Here is a 14,459-nt window from a genome sequence, read left to right on the forward strand (position 1 = left end):
TTCGGGATGTCCGCGAAGTCGAGTGGGTGTCAGCCGAATTCGATCTCCAATAGAGGGCTTCCGGCGATCCAGCTTTCCAAGCTTCCGGCCCAGTCCAAGGTCGGGACGATCTCGCCGAACACGAGTGCCCGCTCGTCCTCGTCGGTTACGGGACGCCCTCGCACCTGGAGATCCAGGCCAGCCACATGCAGCGTGAACTCGGGATGCGCGAGCACGTTGGCGTACCAGTCACGCGAACCAGGGATCCCGGTGAGCAATGCCGTCGAGTCAGCGGTCTTCGGTGCCGTCGGTCGGACGTGGCGGGCGATTGTGTCGCGCCCACTCGTCAACCTCGTCGGCGTCCCAGATCGTCGTCCCGATCAGGCGGGCCACCGGCTCGGGGAAGCCGGGTCGGCGGGTGATCTGTAGGACCCGCTGCCGCGACACGTTGAACAGGGCGGCCAACTCGCCAGGCCCGTACAAGCGCGGTCGCTTCACCGGCTGAAGGTAAGCTCGACTTGTGCTTTACTATCGTCACTTACCAATCGTCAACCCAGTCGTGTGCAGTGTCTCGTAGCGACCACGACCGGCGGCGGACGCCGGGAGGGTCGATGCCGAAGCGGGTGCCGTACGACGACTACCTGGCGGTGGCGCTGACGTTGGCGCGGCGGCATCGGCCGGTCTGGTCGTGGCGGCGGTGGCGGCGGATCTGCCGCTGCGGTGCGGATCTGCCCTGCCGGGCGCGGCACCGCATCCCGATCCGGCGAGGCCACTGGCCAGGGGAGGAGCAGGAGTGACCGAGGATCAGGTCGGACGAATCCTGTCCGTGCACCTGCCCGGCGTCGACGGGCTCTGCGCGGGCTGTCGCTGGTGGTGGGCGCGGCTGTCCCCGTACCCCTGCTATCAGGCGGAATGGGCGGCCCGCTGGCACGCCCGGGTCGCCACCCGGCGTTTCCTGGACGGCCTGCGGTGACCGCGCACGGTCCGGTCCTTCCGGTGTGGACCTGCGGTGGCTGCGGCGCGCCCTGGCCCTGCAGGACCCGGCGCACCGAGTTGCGCGCCGAGTTCGACGGCGCACCCGTGTCGTTGAGCCTCTACATGGGGTCCTACCTGGTCTGGGCTGCCGAGGACCTGACCTGGGTGCCCGCCGGGCTGCTGCACAGGCGCTTTCTGGGCTGGGTCCGGTGAGCCTGATCCGGCGGGGAGACGAGCGGTTCCACTACAGCGACAACTCGCACCGGTGGATCCCGCCCGATCCCGACTACGACCAGGAGGTCTGGGACGAGATGGTGCGTCAACACCAGCGTCAGCACCTGGAGGAGATTGCGAATCGCAGGAAGCCGCGCGAGTAGATCGGCTCAGGGCTGGGCGAACAGTGTGCCCTAGGTGGACCGGAACATCTGCTCGCCGAAGTGCGCTGCCCCGGCCTCCTGCTCGGAGCCGGGGCAGCGTCGTTCTAGCTACTCCCCGACTCGCGGAGAGTGTGCAGGCCGGCTCCGCCTAGGGCGTACGTTCCAGCACGACGACGGGGATCTGCCGGGTGGTCTTGCGCTCGTACTCGGCGAAGCCCGGGTACGCGGCCTTCTGCGCGCCCCAGATCCGTTCCCGCTCGTCCCCGGTGGCAACCCGGGCTACCAGGTCGACCTTGTCCGTACCGATCTCCGCCTGAGCATGCGGATTGGCGAGCAGGTTGTGGTACCAGTCGGGATTGGTGGGCGCACCGGCCTTGGAGGCGAACACGGCGTAGCCGCCGTCCACCTCCTGGTACATCATCGGGTTCACCCGAGGCTGGCCGCTCTTGGCGCCGACCGTGTGCAACAGCAGCAGTGGCGCGCCGGCGAACTGGCCGCCCACCTGCCCACCGTTGGCGCGAAACTCAGCGATGATCTTCTCGTTCCAGTCGCTCATGACGTCCTTTCGCTTGCACCCGCCGATTTACTGATCACGATTCTGGCAGTCCGGCCGGTACCCGGCACTGTGACGTTGCATCAGCGGGCCGGCGGCGACAACGGGCGCCGTTCAGGCTCGCGGTACCTGAGGAAGGGCAGCATCCGGTTCGCTTCGTCGTCGACGGCTTGCTGTTCGGCCTTGGCAAGAGGCCGGAACGGGGCCAGTCGAATGTCGTCCCCGGTGAAGGTCCAGGTGCCACGGACGAAACCGTCGACGAGGATTGTGCTGTGTACCAGGGCCCTGCCGGGCATCACCTGCTTGCGGTCCTCGTCGCTGATGATGCGGGTGCGGTCGGCGTGGCCCAGCAGGGCGTTGTCGTACGCGGGCAGTAGTCGTACGGGCGCCGGGCTGTGCGGGTCGGGGAGGTGCGCGTCGGCAGGTCGAGCAGCGTCCGGCCGTCGGGTCCGGGATAGCGGCGTAGTCCGGTGCCCATGTCCGCGACGACGTCGTTCAGTCGGGTCAGTCCACTCCACGCCTGGACGTCGGCCACTGTGGCCGGTCCGAAGGCGGCGAGGTAGCGGCGGATCAGGTCCTGGATCGCCACGGGTTCGACAGCGTCGGCCGGCAGGGCGGTGACGATGATGGACGATCGGTTGCCCCAGGTTCCCTAGGACGCGGTGGCGGGATCGTGGATGAGCGGGGTGCGGAGTTCGAACTCGCCGGCGAGGATCCGGCCGTCGCGGCCCGGATGGCGGGCGGCGAGGCGGTGGGCGAGTTCCTTACGGGCGAGCGGCCCGGCGTCCAGCAGCGCGTGTCCGTCGGCCATGAGCGCCCTGGTGGGCAGCCGTTCGCCGTTGCGCCGGAAGTACGGCGAGTTCGCGGTGCGGTCGAGGACGGGTTGCAGCAGCGGCCGCAGCCGACGGAAGTCGTCGGCCGTGGCGAGGTGCTGGGTGCTGCGCAGGAGGCCGGAGCGCACGACCTGCCCATCGGCCAGCAGGGTGGTCAGGTCGGCGTGCGAGAACCCGCGGATCCGGCTCCACAGCCCGAGGTAGGGCCAGTTCGGTTCCTGTGCCTGCATGGCGACCAGACGCCGGATCACGTCAAGCGGCGACTGGTCGGTGCGTTCCAGGAGGAACTGACGGTGCAGCAGTGCCCGGTTGAGGGCGCGACGCGACAGCAGTGTCATGCCAGCCGCACCGAGACGTTGCCACGGTAGGCGCCTCCCAACAGAGACAGGAAGGCATCGGGCACAGCGTCGATGCCGGCCTCGACGACCGTCTGCGGGAAGACGAACCTGTCCTGGTCGAGCCAGGCCCGGAAGTGGGCGTGCCATGTGGCGATCTGCTCGGGGGTGTGGTGGCAGGAGAAGGGCAGCAGTTGGATCCCCTTGGCTGCGGCGGCGGCCCGGTCGGGCTCGGGGAATCGCTGGGGCGCCGCGCCCAGTTGGGTGGACAGCGATCCGCACAACGCGAACCGCGCACCGGGCGCGGCCACCTCGATCGCGGCCTCGTACAGCGTGCCTCCGACGGTGTCGAAGAAGACGGTGATTCCCTCGGGTGCTAGTTCCTTCAGGGCTGCGACGGGATCCTGGTGGTAGTCGAACGCGGCGTCGATACCGAGGTCGCGGACGAGGTAGCCCGCCTTGGCCTGGCTGCCCGCACTGCCGATGACCAGCGAGGCGCCCAGGTTGCGGGCGATCTGGGCCGCCAGGGAGCCGACGCCGCCGGCCGCGCCGGAGACGAACACGACATCGCCAGCGCCGACCTTGGCCACGCCCGCCGTGCCGTGGTAGGCGGTCGGTCCCTGTGCGAGGTGGTAGCTCGGATCCGGGTACGCGTCGCGGTCCAGCCTGACGTACGAGGCGGCCGGCCCGGCGGAGTGCGTACTCCAGCCGCTCATCGACTGGACCAGGTCGCCCTCTCGTAGGTCCGGGCTGTTCGAGCGCAGCACCGTGCCGATGGCCATGACGCCGATGCGCTGGCCCGGCTGCCACGCCGGGATCGGCAGCTGGCAGTCGGTCCGCATCAGCTCGAGGTAGGTGGCAGCCAGCCCCAGGTGCTCGGTGCGGACGACGACCTCGCCGTCGATCTCGGTGTCGACGACTGTGAAGTGCTCCAGACCGGGTACGCCGGCGATCTGAGTGGTCAGCTGAATCTCGCGAGTGATCATGAGACGACGCTATGCCTCCTTCCGGTCACTTCCTGGCCGGAAGTGCTGCGAAGATCGCGCCATGGCCAACACCAGTTCCCGAACACTGCGGCTGCTGGCGTTGCTGCAGACCCACCGCCACTGGTCCGGCACCGATCTGGCCGACCGCCTGGGAATCTCGGAACGCACCCTGCGCCGCGACGTCGACAGGCTGCGGGAACTCGGCTACCCGGTGTCCGCCTCCCGAGGCACCGACGGCGGATACCAGTTGGCACCCGGTGCGGTCCTGCCTCCGCTGCTGCTCGATGACGAGGAAGGCGTCGCGCTGGCGGTCGGCATGGGTGACGCCGCGCAGAGCGGCATCGCCGGGATCGAGGACGCGGCGGTGCGCGCGTTGACCAAAGTGGTGCAGGTCCTCCCGCCGCGTCTGCGTGCCCGGGTGAACGCGTTACGTGCGATGACCGTTTCTCCCACGGCCGCGGGACCGGTCGTGCCGGCCGACGTGCTCACGGTGATCGCCCAGGCCTGCCGGGACGAGGAACGGCTGCGATTCCGTTACACAGCGCGCGGCGGCGCCGACACCGAACGAGACGTCGAACCACACCGCCTTGTCGCACTCGGCGGCCGCTGGTACCTGGCAGCGTACGACCTGAGCCGACACGACTGGCGCAGCTTCCGCCTCGACCGGCTGACCGACCCGCGCAGCCTCGGAGCGAGGTTCCGTCCACGCCCCCTCCCCGCCGGGGACGCCGCCCAGTTCGTGCGCGCCTCCACAGGCGTCCCCCCTGCGTACACCGTGCGGACCCTGGTGCACGCACCCGCCGAACACGTCCGCCGGATCGTCGGGCAGTGGGGCACTATCGAAGCCGTCGACGGCCGGCGCTGCCGTCTCACAATGGTGTCCACAAGCCTGGACTGGCCGACCCAGGCACTGGGCAACATCGGCGCTGACTTCGAGGTGCTCAGCCCTCGGGAGTTCACCGACCATCTCCGGGACTGGGGGAGCCGATTCCTCCATGCCGCACAAGGATCAGCCGTCGTGGACCAACCTCCGACCGACAGCGCGGCCGGCACGGTGCGCAATGTCGCGCCCTGAACCGGCGGGAAGGGGGCCCTGTCGTCGGGGCAGGGCTGCGACGATCAGGGCATGACGACGGCTGAGGCGTACGACAGATTCGCCAACCGCGAGGTGCGCGGGATCTCGCCCCTGTACGAGCGGCTGTCCCGTGCGGTGTCCCGCGACGACGACCTGCTCGCCCTGCTGGACGGGCTCCCGCCGGCCAAGCGGCAGCCGAACCTGCTCTTCGGTGTCGTCCGGTGGCTCGGTGGCCCGGTCGAGGATCCAGGCGCGTTCCACGACTTCACTGTGGAGAACTGGCAGGCCATCGAGGCGGAGATCCGGACCCGAGCCACCCAGACGAACGAGGCGGGCCGGTGCGCGGTCCTGCTGCCCGTGCTCGCCGCGCTGCCGCAGCCCCTCGCGCTGCTGGAGGTGGGCGCGTCCGCGGGGCTCTGCCTCTACCCCGACCGGTACTCCTACCGGTACGGCGAGCACCGGGTGGGCTCCGGAGAGCCGGTGCTGGACTGCGCGGCCGACGGGTTCGCGCCGCCCGAGCGCGTACCCGAGGTGGTGTGGCGGGCCGGCCTCGACCTCAACCCGCTCGACGTGACCGACCCCGACGATGTGTCCTGGTTGGACGCCCTGATCTGGCCGGAGCACGCGCACCGGCGGGCCCGGCTGCGCGGGGCGGCGGCGGTCGCCGCGGCCGACCCGCCGCTGCTGGTCCGCGGTGACCTGGTGGACGATCTGCCGGCGCTTGCCGCGCGGGCGCCGGCCGACGCGACGCTCGTGGTGTTCCACACCTCCGTGCTGTACCAGGTGCCGGCCGCGCGCCGGGAGGCGTTCGTCCGGCTGGTCCGTGGCCTGCCCGGGCACTGGGTCGCCATCGAGGCCCCGGAGGTGCTGCCCCACGACGGGTTGCCCGACCCGCCGGGGGAAGGGCTGTTCAACGTCGTCGCGCGGGACGGCACACCACTGGCGTGGGCGCGCGGGCACGGCCAGGCGATGACCTGGTTCGGCTGACGCCGCCCGTCCGTGCCGATCCGATCTCAGCGGGCCGGCGCGGGCATCCGGGCGCGCAGCGCACGACTGAACCAGTCCACGGCCGGTGCGACACCGCCGCCTGTCGACCAGCCGTTGATCACTGACAGCAGGTCGAGGTACCTGTCCCGGCGGCTGTCGTTCGCGGCGTCCAGCCGAGCCAGCAGCCGCTGGCGCAGGTCGGCGTCGTCGGGGCGTCCGGTGAGGTGCGCGTACCGGCCGGTGACGTCCGCCACCACCGGATCGGCTTCGGGTCGGGTCGGATCGAGGCCGGCTGCCAGGGCGGAGGCCACACCGTCGCGGACCACCGCGACGGCGTCCGGGCGGGGTGGCCCCGGAACGTCGTGATCGGCGGCGTACCCGCGCACCAGACGCCGCATGCTGGCCCGGAAGTCCGGGTCCTGGGCCAGCTCGGCCAGCTCAATCCAGGCCCGCACCTGCTCGGTGTCGGGCTCGTCGGGCAGCTCAGGGGTCAGCGACCGCATGACCCCCGGGTACGCGGGTGTGGCGACCAGGCCGTCGAAGACGGCGTCGAGGAAGTCCGCGACCAGACGGCGGCGTTCCTGGCCGGAGAGCCGGGCCAGCCGATGCAGCAGGTCCAGCTCCTCCGGCCTAGCGCCGCGCCGGCTGGCCGTGGCGAGCACCGCCTGGCGCTGCCGGAGCACCCGGATCTGCACCGCCAGCGCCTCGGCGTGCGCGGCGGCCACCTCGTGCAGCGGCACCTCGCGGTCCACCACCCGCCGGATACTGGCGAGGTCCACCCCCAGGTCGCGCAACGTCCGGACCAACTCCAGCCGGGCGACAGCGTCCGGGCCGAAGCGGCGGTAACCGGCCGGGCTCCGGTCGGTCGGCGGCACGATGCCCTGATCGGCGTAGTAGCGGAGGGTCTTGACGCTCAGGCCGGTACGCCGGGCCAGCTCGCCGATCGTGTAACGCTCCTCGCCGCTCATGCCCCCACCCTGCTGTCTCCCCCCGCTGGAGACTCAACACCGGATGCCGGTGGTCAGCTCAGAAACGCCGCAAGCGTCTCGGTGAACTGTTCGGCGTCGTCGAGCCACGGGTAGTGGCCCGCGCCGGGCTGGACCACAAGTTCGGCCTCGGGCATCAGCTGGCCGAGCTGGGCCACCAGGCCCGGTGGGGCGCCAAGGTCGACCTCGCCGGCGAGCAGCAGCACCGGGCCGCGATGGGTGGCGAGTGCGGCGCGGACGGCCGCCGGATCGAAGGCGCCGTCGGCACCGAAGACCCGGGCCGCCTCCTGGTTGCGCTGGCCAGGCTCGGCCGCCTGGTGTGCCTGGGCAGCCGCATCCCACCGGCCGTAGAAGAAGGGCGCGATCGCCTGCCAGGCGTCTCCGGGCGCCCCACCGGCCACCATCGAGTCCAGCGCCTCCATCGCCGCCGGGAACCACCCCTCACCCGCCCGGACCCGCGTGACCTCCGCCCGCAGCGGGGCGGTCGCCGCGAGCCCCACCGCTCGGGTGCTCGGGGTCACCAGCGCGAGCCGACCAACCTGCTCGGGGTGGCGGGTGACGTACTGCAGCGCGACGTTGGCACCGGCTGAGTGCCCGAGCAGGTCCAGGCGGTCGAGGTCCAGGTGTCGGCGCAGCGCCTCCACATCATCGACCAGCCGGTCGCAGCGGTAGCTGGAGACGTCAGCAGGCACGGCCGAGCGGCCGGTGCCCCGATTGTCGAGGACGACCAACGTCCGGTACGCGCCCAGGCCGCCGAGGTCACCGAGGTACGCCGAGTCGCGCATCGGGCCGCCGGGCAGGCAGACCAGCGGGGTGCCACCGCCGACGACCCGGTAGGCCAGGGTGGTGCCGTCCGGTGCGGTGAAGGTGGGCATGGGCACAGCATCGCAGGGTCGGTGGGCTCGCGGGAACCGCCCGGCGAGGTGGCGGCCGTGCTGGCAGGGCACCGATGAGCGTCCGTCCCTAGACTGCTGCGGTGACCGGAGAGCGCAAACCGCTGGCCGACCGGCCGCTCACCGAGCCGCACCCGTCGCGGCTGCCACCGGCGCACCCCGATCGGGAACGGATCCTCGCCGCGCACACCGCCGCACTCGCTGCCGGTGAGGCCGGCTACCTCGACCCGGCGAGCGGGCTGTTCGTGCTCAGCGCCGGCTTCCTGGCCCGACGCGGCACCTGCTGCGGACGCGGCTGCCGACACTGCCCGTACGTGGACGATCCACAGTCGGAATAGGCGTCAGCGGGGGCTTTCGCCCGACCCGGACACCCCGTACGGTGTCCGACGGAGATGCGGCGGACACCCCTGTGCCCGTCGGTCGGCGAGAGGGTGGGGCGTGCGCGGGCGGATCGTGGTCGCGGGGCTGGCCGGGCTGCTGGTGAGCGGCTGCGCCGCCGAGGCCGAGCCGGTGGCGGTGCCGCCACCCGTGCCGAGCACGGTGGACGTGGCGGCGGCCTCCTCGGGCGGTGCCTGCCGGCTGCTCGACTTCACGCTGATCGAGCAGGCGGTGAATGTGCGCTTCGACGTGGCGGCGGCCAGCGAACGCGACGACACCCACACCTGCGTGGTGCGCTCCGAGGCGGCGACGTTGCCCGAGCTGACGCTGAGCGTGACCGAGACCAGTATCGACAGGACCACCTTCGGCGCAGACGTGGTGCCGGACAGGGCGGCGAAGGTCACCGGGCTGGGTCAGCAGGCGTACCGGCGGACCACCGCCGCGACGGGCGGGCACGGGCCGGTGGCCGAGGTGGGCTGGCTGGCCAGCGACGGACGGTTGGCTTCGCTGAGCTGGACCGGCACGCGGGACAGCGAGCGGGCGGCTGCCGAGAAGCTGACAGGTGGTCTGGTCACGCTGGCCAAGAAGGTCGACACCCGGGCGTTGTGACGCCCGCTCGGTCAGTTGGCGGCGACGAAGACCCGGGAGGCGACCTCGCGGGGCAGCCGGACCCGGTCGCCGGAGCGGTCGATCGACACCCCGTCGCGTTCCTGCGCCACGGTCACCGTGGCACCCGGGTCGACACCGGCGGCGTGCAACTGGCGCAGCACGTCGGCGTCGGTCTGCACGCTCTCGCAGATCCGGCGGACGACGACCGGCCCGGACAGGCCGGGGAACGCCAGGTTGCGCTCACCGTCGCCGGCCTCGGTGGGCTCCGCCTCGGGGGAGCCCAGCTCCTCCAGCCCCGGGATGGGGTTGCCGTACGGGGAGCGGGTCGGCCGGTTGAGCAGGTCGTACACCCGCTTCTCCACGGCGTCGCTCATCACGTGCTCCCAGCGGCAGGCCTCCTCGTGGGCCTCCTCGTAGGGCATGCCGATGACGTTCACCAGGAGCAACTCGGCGAGGCGGTGCTTGCGCATCACCGACACGGCGCTGCCGCGACCCAGCGCGGTGAGCGTGAGATGGCGGTCACCTTCGACGGTGAGCAGGCCGTCGCGTTCCATCCGGGCGACCGTCTGGCTCACGGTGGGGCCGCTCTGCCGCAGGCGCTCGGCGATGCGGGCACGTAGCGGCGGCACCCCCTCCTCTTCCAACTCGAGGATGGTGCGCAGGTACATCTCGGTCGTGTCGACCAGGTCGTGAGACTTCATAAGGTCAGCGGCCCTCCGGTGCAGAATGCTACCTCGGCTCGTGGGCGACGACCGCCGCCGAGCCGTGTGCCGTTGACGCGAATGGTGTTGGATGGTCGCCATGTCCGGTACCCAGGAGCCGCTGGTCGAGGTCGATCGGCTCGCCGACGAGCTCGACCGCGACGATCCGCCCACCCTGCTCGACGTCCGCTGGCGGCTCACCGGGCCGCCCGGCCGCGACGACTACCTCGCCGGTCACCTGCCCGGCGCGGTCTTCGTCGACCTGGACACCGCGCTGTGCGGCCCACCCGGGGCCGGCGGCCGGCACCCGCTGCCCGACCCGGCCGCGTTGCAGGCCGCGCTGCGGGCCGCCGGGGTCCGCGCCGGTCACCCCGTCGTCGTGTACGACGGCGGCGACGGCCTGGCCGCCGCGCGGGCCTGGTGGACGCTGCGCTGGGCGGGACACCGTCCGGTCCGCCTGCTGCACGGCGGCTACCCGGCCTGGGTGGCCGCCGACCGGCCCGTCTCGACCACGGCGCCCGATCCGGCCCCCGGTGACGTCGAGGTGCGCCCCGGTGACCTGCCGGTGCTCGACGCGGCGCAGGCCGCGAGGCTGGCCGCCGCGGACGACGCCGTTCTGCTCGACGTGCGGGCCGCGCCCCGCTACGCCGGTGAGACCGAGCCGATCGACCCGGTCGCCGGTCACGTGCCGGGGGCGGCGAACCTGCCCGCCGGGGAGTACGTGGGCCCGGACGGGCGCTTCGCGGCGGCCGACGTGCTGCGGGAGCGGTTCGCCGCGGCGGGCGTCACCGAGGGCCGGTCCGTCGGGGCGTACTGCGGCTCCGGGGTGACCGCCGCGCAGGCGGTGCTGGCACTGCACCTGGCGGGCCGACCGGACGCGGCGCTCTACGTCGGATCGTGGAGCAACTGGGTGGCAGACCCGGCCCGGCCGGTCGCCACCGGTCCGACACCCGGTCACTGACCTGCGTGTGCGGACGGTCCTCGTGCGACGATGGGCTCATGTCCGACGACACGGTGGTGGTGTGGGACGAGTCGCTGCTCGCCTACGACATGGGTGACCATCCGCTCGACCCGGTCCGGGTGGAGTTGACCGTCGCGCTCGCCCGGGAGCTCGGCATCCTCGAACGACAGGGGGTGCGCATGGTCAAGCCGGAGCCCGCTGACGACGCCCTGCTCACCCGCGTGCACCACCCGGCCTACCTGGCCGCGGTGCGCGCGGCCCCCCGCGACCCGCTCTTCGCCGGCTACGGGCTGGGCACCTCCGACAACCCGGTCTTCGAGGGCATGCACGAGTCCAGCGCGCTGATCGCCGGCGCGACGGTGGCCGCCGCCGAGGCGGTCTGGCGTGGCGAGGCCCGCCGGGCGGTGAACGTGGCCGGCGGCCTGCACCACGCGATGCCCGACCGGGCATCCGGCTTCTGCGTCTACAACGACCCGGCCGTGGCCATCGCCCGACTGCTCGACCTGGGCGCGGAGCGCATCGCGTACGTGGACGTCGACGTGCACCACGGCGACGGGGTGCAGCAGATCTTCTGGGACGACCCCCGGGTGCTCACGGTGAGCCTGCACGAGACCCCGCTGGCGCTGTTCCCGGGCACCGGCTTCCCCGACGAGACCGGCGGGCCCGGCGCACAGGGCACCTCAGTGAACATGCCGTTGCCGCCGGGTGTCGACGACACCGGCTGGCAGCGGGCGTTCCACGCGATCGTGCCGTCGGTGCTGCGCGCGTTCCGGCCGCAGGTGCTTGTCACCCAGTGCGGCGCTGACGGGCACCGACTGGATCCGCTCGCCGACCTCAACCTCACCGTGGACGGTCAGCGGGCCACCTACCTGGCGTTGCGGGCGCTCGCCGACGAACTGTGCGACGGCCGCTGGGTCGCCACCGGCGGCGGCGGGTACGCGCTTGTCGAGGTGGTGCCCCGGGCCTGGAGCCACCTGCTGGCCGTGGCCACCGGCGACCCGGTCGACCCGGCGACGCTCACCCCGCCCGCCTGGCGGGAGTTGGCCGCCGCCCGTCGTCCGGGCCGGGAGATTCCGCTGCGGATGACCGACGACGCCGACCCGTCGTACGCGCCGTGGCAGCCGACCGGCGAGCCGAACGCCGTGGACCGGGCCATCGCGGCCACCCGCAAGACGGTCTTCCCGCTGCTCGGGCTCGACCCGCACGACCCGCGGGACTGAGCCGGGCCGGGGGAGGACCACGCCGGTGACGACGGTGGACCAGCCGGTGGACGTGCTGCTCAGGGACGGCAGCACCGTCCAGTTGCGACAGATCAGCCCGGCCGACGCGCCGGGCATCGTGGCGATGCACAGCAGGTTCTCCGAGCGCACCCGCTACCTGCGCTACTTCTCGCCGTATCCGCGCATCCCGGAACGGGACCTGATCCGGTTCGTCACTGTCGACCACCGCGACCGGGAGGCGTTCGTCGTGCTGGCCGGCGACCAGATCGTCGCGGTCGGCCGGTACGAGCGGCTCGGCCCGCAGGCCCCGGAGGCGGAGGTGGCCTTCGTGGTGGAGGACGCCCACCAGGGCCGGGGCATCGGCTCGGTGCTGATGGAGCACCTGGCCGACGCGGCCCGACGCAACGGCATCATGAGTTTCGTGGCCGAGGTGCTGCCGACCAACGGGACGATGCTGCGGGTCTTCGCCGACTTCGGCTACCAGGTCCAGCGCGAGTACGCCGACGGCGTGGTGCACCTGAGCTTCCCGATCGCGCCCACCGAGGCGACGCTTGAGGTGCAGCGGGGCCGGGAGCACCGCACCGAGGCAAGGTCGATCGCCAGGCTGCTCGCCCCGCGGGGCATCGCCGTCTACGGCGCCAGCGCCACCGGTCAGGGCGTCGGAGCGGCGGTGCTCGGGCATCTGCGCGACGGCGGTTTCACAGGCGCGGTGGTGCCGGTGCACCCGAGCGCATCGACAGTGGCGGGTCTGCCCGCGTACCCGTCGGCGGTCGACGCCGGTGTCCCGGTGGATCTGGCGGTGGTGGCGGTTCCGCCGGAGGCGGCGACCACCGTGGTAGCCGACGCGGCAGCCGCGGGGGTGCACGGCCTGGTGGTCATCTCGGCCGGCTTCGCCGAGGCCGGCGCGGAGGGCGCGGCCAGGCAGCGGGCGCTGGTCCGCGCGGCGCACGCCGCGGGCATGCGGGTGATCGGCCCGAACTGTCTGGGCGTGGCAAACACCGACCCGACGGTACGCCTCAACGCCACCCTCTCTCCGGCACTACCGCCGGCCGGTCGGGTGGGCATCTTCAGCCAGTCCGGCGCGTTCGGGGTGGCGTTGCTCGCCGAGGCGGACAGGCGTGGCCTCGGGCTGTCCAGCTTCGTGTCGGCAGGTAACCGGGCCGACGTCTCCGGCAACGACCTGCTCCAGTACTGGCAGGACGACCCCGGCACCGACGTGATCATGCTGTATCTGGAGACCTTCGGTAACCCCCGCAAGTTCGCCCGGCTGGCCCGGCGGATCGGTCGGGCGAAACCGGTGGTGGCGCTCGCCTCGCCTGCCCGCCCGGCCGGGGTGGGTGACACCGACGGCCCGGACGAGGTCGCGGTGGCGGCGCTGTTCGCCCAGTCCGGGGTGATCCGGGTGGACACCGTGGCGGAACTGCTCGACGTGGGGGTGCTGCTGGCCAACCAGCCGCTGCCGGCCGGCGGTCGGGTCGGCGTGGTCGGCAACTCCTCGGCGTTGACCGGGCTGGCCGCCACGGCCTGCGCCGGGCAGGGCCTCACCGTCGCGGACGGCTATCCCCGCGACGTGGGGCCGAGCGCCGGGGCCGCCGAGTTCGCCACCGCCCTCGCCGAGACGGCCGCCGACGAGGGGGTGGACGCCCTGGTGGTGGTGTTCGCGCCCCCGCTGCCCGGCCAGCTCACCAATGTGGACGCCGACGTCACCGCTGCGCTGCCGGCCGCGCTGGCGTTGGGCAAGCCGACGGTGGCGACGTTCCTGGTCGGCCGGCTGCCCGCCGGGGTGCCGGCGTACGGCGGTGTCGAGGAGGCGGTGCGTGCTCTCGCCCGCGTGCACAGGTACGCCGAGTGGCTGCGCCGGCCGCCCGGCGTGACACCCGAGCTGCCCCGGGTGGACGCGAACGCGGCGCAGGCCGCCCTGCACGCCGACACCATCGACCCGGGTGCGCTGCTGGCCGCGTACGGCATCGAGACGGTGGCGTCGCTCTCCGCCGACTCGGCCGACGCGGTGGTGGAGGCCGCGTCGCGGCTGGGTTTCCCGGTGGCCCTCAAGGCGGCCGCGCCGGGGCTGCGGCACCGGCTCGATCTCGGCGCCGTCCGGCTCGGCCTGCCCGACGAACCGGCACTGCGCCGGGCGTACGCCGAGGTGGCTGCGCTGTTCGGCGCGGACGTCCTGGTCCAGCCGATGGTCCCGCCCGGCGTGGCCTGTGTCGTGGAACTGGTGGAGGATCCGGCGTTCGGGCCGGTGGTCGGTTTCGGTCTCGGCGGGGTCGCCACCGAGTTGCTCGGCGACCGGGCGTGGCGGGCGGTGCCGCTGACCGACACCGACGCCGCCGAACTGGTCGACGAGCCCCGGGCGGCACCGCTGCTGCGCGGGCACCGGGGCGCGGCGCCTGTCGACCGGGCGGCGCTGGCCGACCTGCTAGTGCGGGTGGGTCAGCTCGCCGACGAGCAGCCCCGGGTACGCTCGCTGACCCTCAACCCGGTGCTCGCCCGCCCGGACGGCATCTCCGTCCTGCACGCCGAGGTACGCGTCGGCGGGGTGACCGCCCGCCCCGACACCGGCCCCCGCCGGCTCTGAACGCGCGACAGGCCCCGGCGAACCGCCAGG

The 14,459-nt window shown here is 72.8% G+C and carries 19 protein-coding genes and 1 pseudogene; 11 read left to right on the forward strand and 9 right to left on the reverse strand.

Going from position 1 to position 14,459, the window contains the following annotated elements; all coding sequences use genetic code 11:
- Nucleotides 1–29: 29 nt before the first annotated feature.
- Nucleotides 30–215, reverse strand: a complete 186-nt coding sequence (locus ACFY1S_RS05200; RefSeq protein ID WP_387113020.1) for a hypothetical protein — start codon at nucleotides 213–215, stop codon at nucleotides 30–32.
- 52 nt (nucleotides 216–267) lie between these two features.
- Entirely contained in the window at nucleotides 268–477 is a 210-nt protein-coding gene (locus tag ACFY1S_RS05205; RefSeq protein ID WP_357987253.1) for a DNA-binding protein, read from the reverse strand.
- Nucleotides 478–590: 113 nt separating this feature from the next.
- Here ACFY1S_RS05205 and ACFY1S_RS05210 point away from each other — a divergent pair, with 113 nt between their 5' ends.
- Genes ACFY1S_RS05210 through ACFY1S_RS05225 form a run of 4 tightly spaced genes read left to right on the forward strand, consistent with a single transcriptional unit; the run spans nucleotide 591 to nucleotide 1,331 of the window.
- Complete coding sequence (locus ACFY1S_RS05210; protein WP_387113022.1) at nucleotides 591–776, forward strand: hypothetical protein; 186 nt, start codon at nucleotides 591–593, stop codon at nucleotides 774–776.
- Nucleotides 773–952 (forward strand): hypothetical protein, encoded by a 180-nt coding sequence (locus ACFY1S_RS05215; protein WP_387113024.1) that lies wholly within the window; start codon nucleotides 773–775, stop codon nucleotides 950–952. Before ACFY1S_RS05210 ends, ACFY1S_RS05215 begins: the two co-directional genes overlap by 4 nt.
- Nucleotides 949–1,167 (forward strand): hypothetical protein, encoded by a 219-nt coding sequence (locus ACFY1S_RS05220; protein WP_377598727.1) that lies wholly within the window; start codon nucleotides 949–951, stop codon nucleotides 1,165–1,167. The genes ACFY1S_RS05215 and ACFY1S_RS05220 overlap by 4 nt, the downstream gene beginning before the upstream one ends.
- Nucleotides 1,164–1,331, forward strand: a complete 168-nt coding sequence (locus tag ACFY1S_RS05225) for a hypothetical protein (protein WP_387113026.1) — start codon at nucleotides 1,164–1,166, stop codon at nucleotides 1,329–1,331. Before ACFY1S_RS05220 ends, ACFY1S_RS05225 begins: the two co-directional genes overlap by 4 nt.
- Before the next feature lie 148 nt (nucleotides 1,332–1,479).
- Here ACFY1S_RS05225 and ACFY1S_RS05230 read toward each other — a convergent pair whose 3' ends face one another.
- The 4 genes and pseudogenes from ACFY1S_RS05230 to ACFY1S_RS05245 form a co-directional block, all read right to left on the reverse strand.
- A complete protein-coding gene (locus tag ACFY1S_RS05230; RefSeq protein WP_387113028.1) occupies nucleotides 1,480–1,887 on the reverse strand; it encodes a nitroreductase family deazaflavin-dependent oxidoreductase in 408 nt (135 codons plus the stop codon).
- 80 nt (nucleotides 1,888–1,967) lie between these two features.
- The gene (locus ACFY1S_RS05235; RefSeq protein ID WP_387114309.1) at nucleotides 1,968–2,258 is read right to left on the reverse strand and encodes a DNA glycosylase AlkZ-like family protein; all 291 of its coding nucleotides are present in this window, start codon (nucleotides 2,256–2,258) and stop codon (nucleotides 1,968–1,970) included.
- Nucleotides 2,180–3,055, reverse strand: a pseudogene (locus ACFY1S_RS05240) (winged helix DNA-binding domain-containing protein). The gene ACFY1S_RS05235 and the pseudogene ACFY1S_RS05240 overlap by 79 nt, the downstream one beginning before the upstream one ends.
- Complete coding sequence (locus ACFY1S_RS05245) at nucleotides 3,052–4,038, reverse strand: zinc-binding dehydrogenase (protein ID WP_387113030.1); 987 nt, start codon at nucleotides 4,036–4,038, stop codon at nucleotides 3,052–3,054. The pseudogene ACFY1S_RS05240 and the gene ACFY1S_RS05245 overlap by 4 nt, the downstream one beginning before the upstream one ends.
- A gap of 61 nt (nucleotides 4,039–4,099) precedes the next feature.
- On the opposite strand from ACFY1S_RS05245, the gene ACFY1S_RS05250 reads away from it, so the two are divergent.
- On the forward strand, nucleotides 4,100–5,113 hold the full coding sequence (locus tag ACFY1S_RS05250) for a helix-turn-helix transcriptional regulator (protein WP_387113032.1): 1,014 nt from the start codon (nucleotides 4,100–4,102) through the stop codon (nucleotides 5,111–5,113).
- Nucleotides 5,114–5,164: 51 nt separating this feature from the next.
- On the forward strand, nucleotides 5,165–6,100 hold the full coding sequence (locus tag ACFY1S_RS05255; protein WP_387113034.1) for a DUF2332 domain-containing protein: 936 nt from the start codon (nucleotides 5,165–5,167) through the stop codon (nucleotides 6,098–6,100).
- 26 nt (nucleotides 6,101–6,126) lie between these two features.
- Here the strand turns inward: ACFY1S_RS05255 and ACFY1S_RS05260 are convergent, their stop codons facing one another.
- Together ACFY1S_RS05260 and ACFY1S_RS05265 are read right to left on the reverse strand one after the other, a co-directional pair.
- Nucleotides 6,127–7,068 (reverse strand): MerR family transcriptional regulator, encoded by a 942-nt coding sequence (locus ACFY1S_RS05260; protein WP_387113036.1) that lies wholly within the window; start codon nucleotides 7,066–7,068, stop codon nucleotides 6,127–6,129.
- Nucleotides 7,069–7,121: 53 nt separating this feature from the next.
- Nucleotides 7,122–7,961, reverse strand: a complete 840-nt coding sequence (locus tag ACFY1S_RS05265) for an alpha/beta fold hydrolase (protein WP_387113038.1) — start codon at nucleotides 7,959–7,961, stop codon at nucleotides 7,122–7,124.
- Nucleotides 7,962–8,062: 101 nt separating this feature from the next.
- Between ACFY1S_RS05265 and ACFY1S_RS05270 the strand changes: the two genes are divergently transcribed.
- Nucleotides 8,063–8,317: a DUF5522 domain-containing protein gene (locus ACFY1S_RS05270; RefSeq protein WP_387113040.1), complete on the forward strand. Its 255-nt coding sequence runs from the start codon at nucleotides 8,063–8,065 to the stop codon at nucleotides 8,315–8,317.
- A 100-nt stretch (nucleotides 8,318–8,417) separates the two neighbouring features.
- A complete protein-coding gene (locus ACFY1S_RS05275) occupies nucleotides 8,418–8,966 on the forward strand; it encodes a hypothetical protein (protein WP_387113042.1) in 549 nt (182 codons plus the stop codon).
- 11 nt (nucleotides 8,967–8,977) lie between these two features.
- Here ACFY1S_RS05275 and ACFY1S_RS05280 read toward each other — a convergent pair whose 3' ends face one another.
- Nucleotides 8,978–9,667, reverse strand: coding sequence for a metal-dependent transcriptional regulator (locus tag ACFY1S_RS05280; RefSeq protein ID WP_357987220.1), 690 nt, complete (start codon nucleotides 9,665–9,667; stop codon nucleotides 8,978–8,980).
- A 100-nt stretch (nucleotides 9,668–9,767) separates the two neighbouring features.
- Here ACFY1S_RS05280 and ACFY1S_RS05285 point away from each other — a divergent pair, with 100 nt between their 5' ends.
- The 3 genes from ACFY1S_RS05285 to ACFY1S_RS05295 are packed head-to-tail and all read left to right on the forward strand — an operon-like array spanning nucleotide 9,768 to nucleotide 14,429.
- Nucleotides 9,768–10,628, forward strand: a complete 861-nt coding sequence (locus ACFY1S_RS05285; protein WP_387113044.1) for a sulfurtransferase — start codon at nucleotides 9,768–9,770, stop codon at nucleotides 10,626–10,628.
- Nucleotides 10,629–10,666: 38 nt separating this feature from the next.
- Nucleotides 10,667–11,848, forward strand: a complete 1,182-nt coding sequence (locus tag ACFY1S_RS05290) for an acetoin utilization protein AcuC (RefSeq protein ID WP_387113046.1) — start codon at nucleotides 10,667–10,669, stop codon at nucleotides 11,846–11,848.
- 25 nt (nucleotides 11,849–11,873) lie between these two features.
- Complete coding sequence (locus ACFY1S_RS05295; protein ID WP_387113048.1) at nucleotides 11,874–14,429, forward strand: GNAT family N-acetyltransferase; 2,556 nt, start codon at nucleotides 11,874–11,876, stop codon at nucleotides 14,427–14,429.
- The last annotated feature ends 30 nt before the right edge of the window (nucleotides 14,430–14,459 follow it).

The sequence above is a fragment of the Micromonospora sp. NPDC000663 genome (assembly GCF_042898105.1).
Lineage (GTDB): Bacteria > Actinomycetota > Actinomycetes > Mycobacteriales > Micromonosporaceae > Micromonospora.

Excerpts from the sequence above, each read along its gene's own strand:
- ACFY1S_RS05210 (WP_387113022.1), top strand. The coding sequence starts at position 591 with ATGCCGAAGCGGGTGCCGTACGACGACTACCTGGCGGTGGCGCTGACG.
- ACFY1S_RS05230 (WP_387113028.1), bottom strand. The coding sequence starts at position 1,887 with ATGAGCGACTGGAACGAGAAGATCATCGCTGAGTTTCGCGCCAACGGT.
- ACFY1S_RS05245 (WP_387113030.1), bottom strand. The coding sequence starts at position 4,038 with ATGATCACTCGCGAGATTCAGCTGACCACTCAGATCGCCGGCGTACCC.
- ACFY1S_RS05250 (WP_387113032.1), top strand. The coding sequence starts at position 4,100 with ATGGCCAACACCAGTTCCCGAACACTGCGGCTGCTGGCGTTGCTGCAG.
- ACFY1S_RS05255 (WP_387113034.1), top strand. The coding sequence starts at position 5,165 with ATGACGACGGCTGAGGCGTACGACAGATTCGCCAACCGCGAGGTGCGC.
- ACFY1S_RS05260 (WP_387113036.1), bottom strand. The coding sequence starts at position 7,068 with ATGAGCGGCGAGGAGCGTTACACGATCGGCGAGCTGGCCCGGCGTACC.
- ACFY1S_RS05265 (WP_387113038.1), bottom strand. The coding sequence starts at position 7,961 with ATGCCCACCTTCACCGCACCGGACGGCACCACCCTGGCCTACCGGGTC.
- ACFY1S_RS05280 (WP_357987220.1), bottom strand. The coding sequence starts at position 9,667 with ATGAAGTCTCACGACCTGGTCGACACGACCGAGATGTACCTGCGCACC.
- ACFY1S_RS05285 (WP_387113044.1), top strand. The coding sequence starts at position 9,768 with ATGTCCGGTACCCAGGAGCCGCTGGTCGAGGTCGATCGGCTCGCCGAC.
- ACFY1S_RS05290 (WP_387113046.1), top strand. The coding sequence starts at position 10,667 with ATGTCCGACGACACGGTGGTGGTGTGGGACGAGTCGCTGCTCGCCTAC.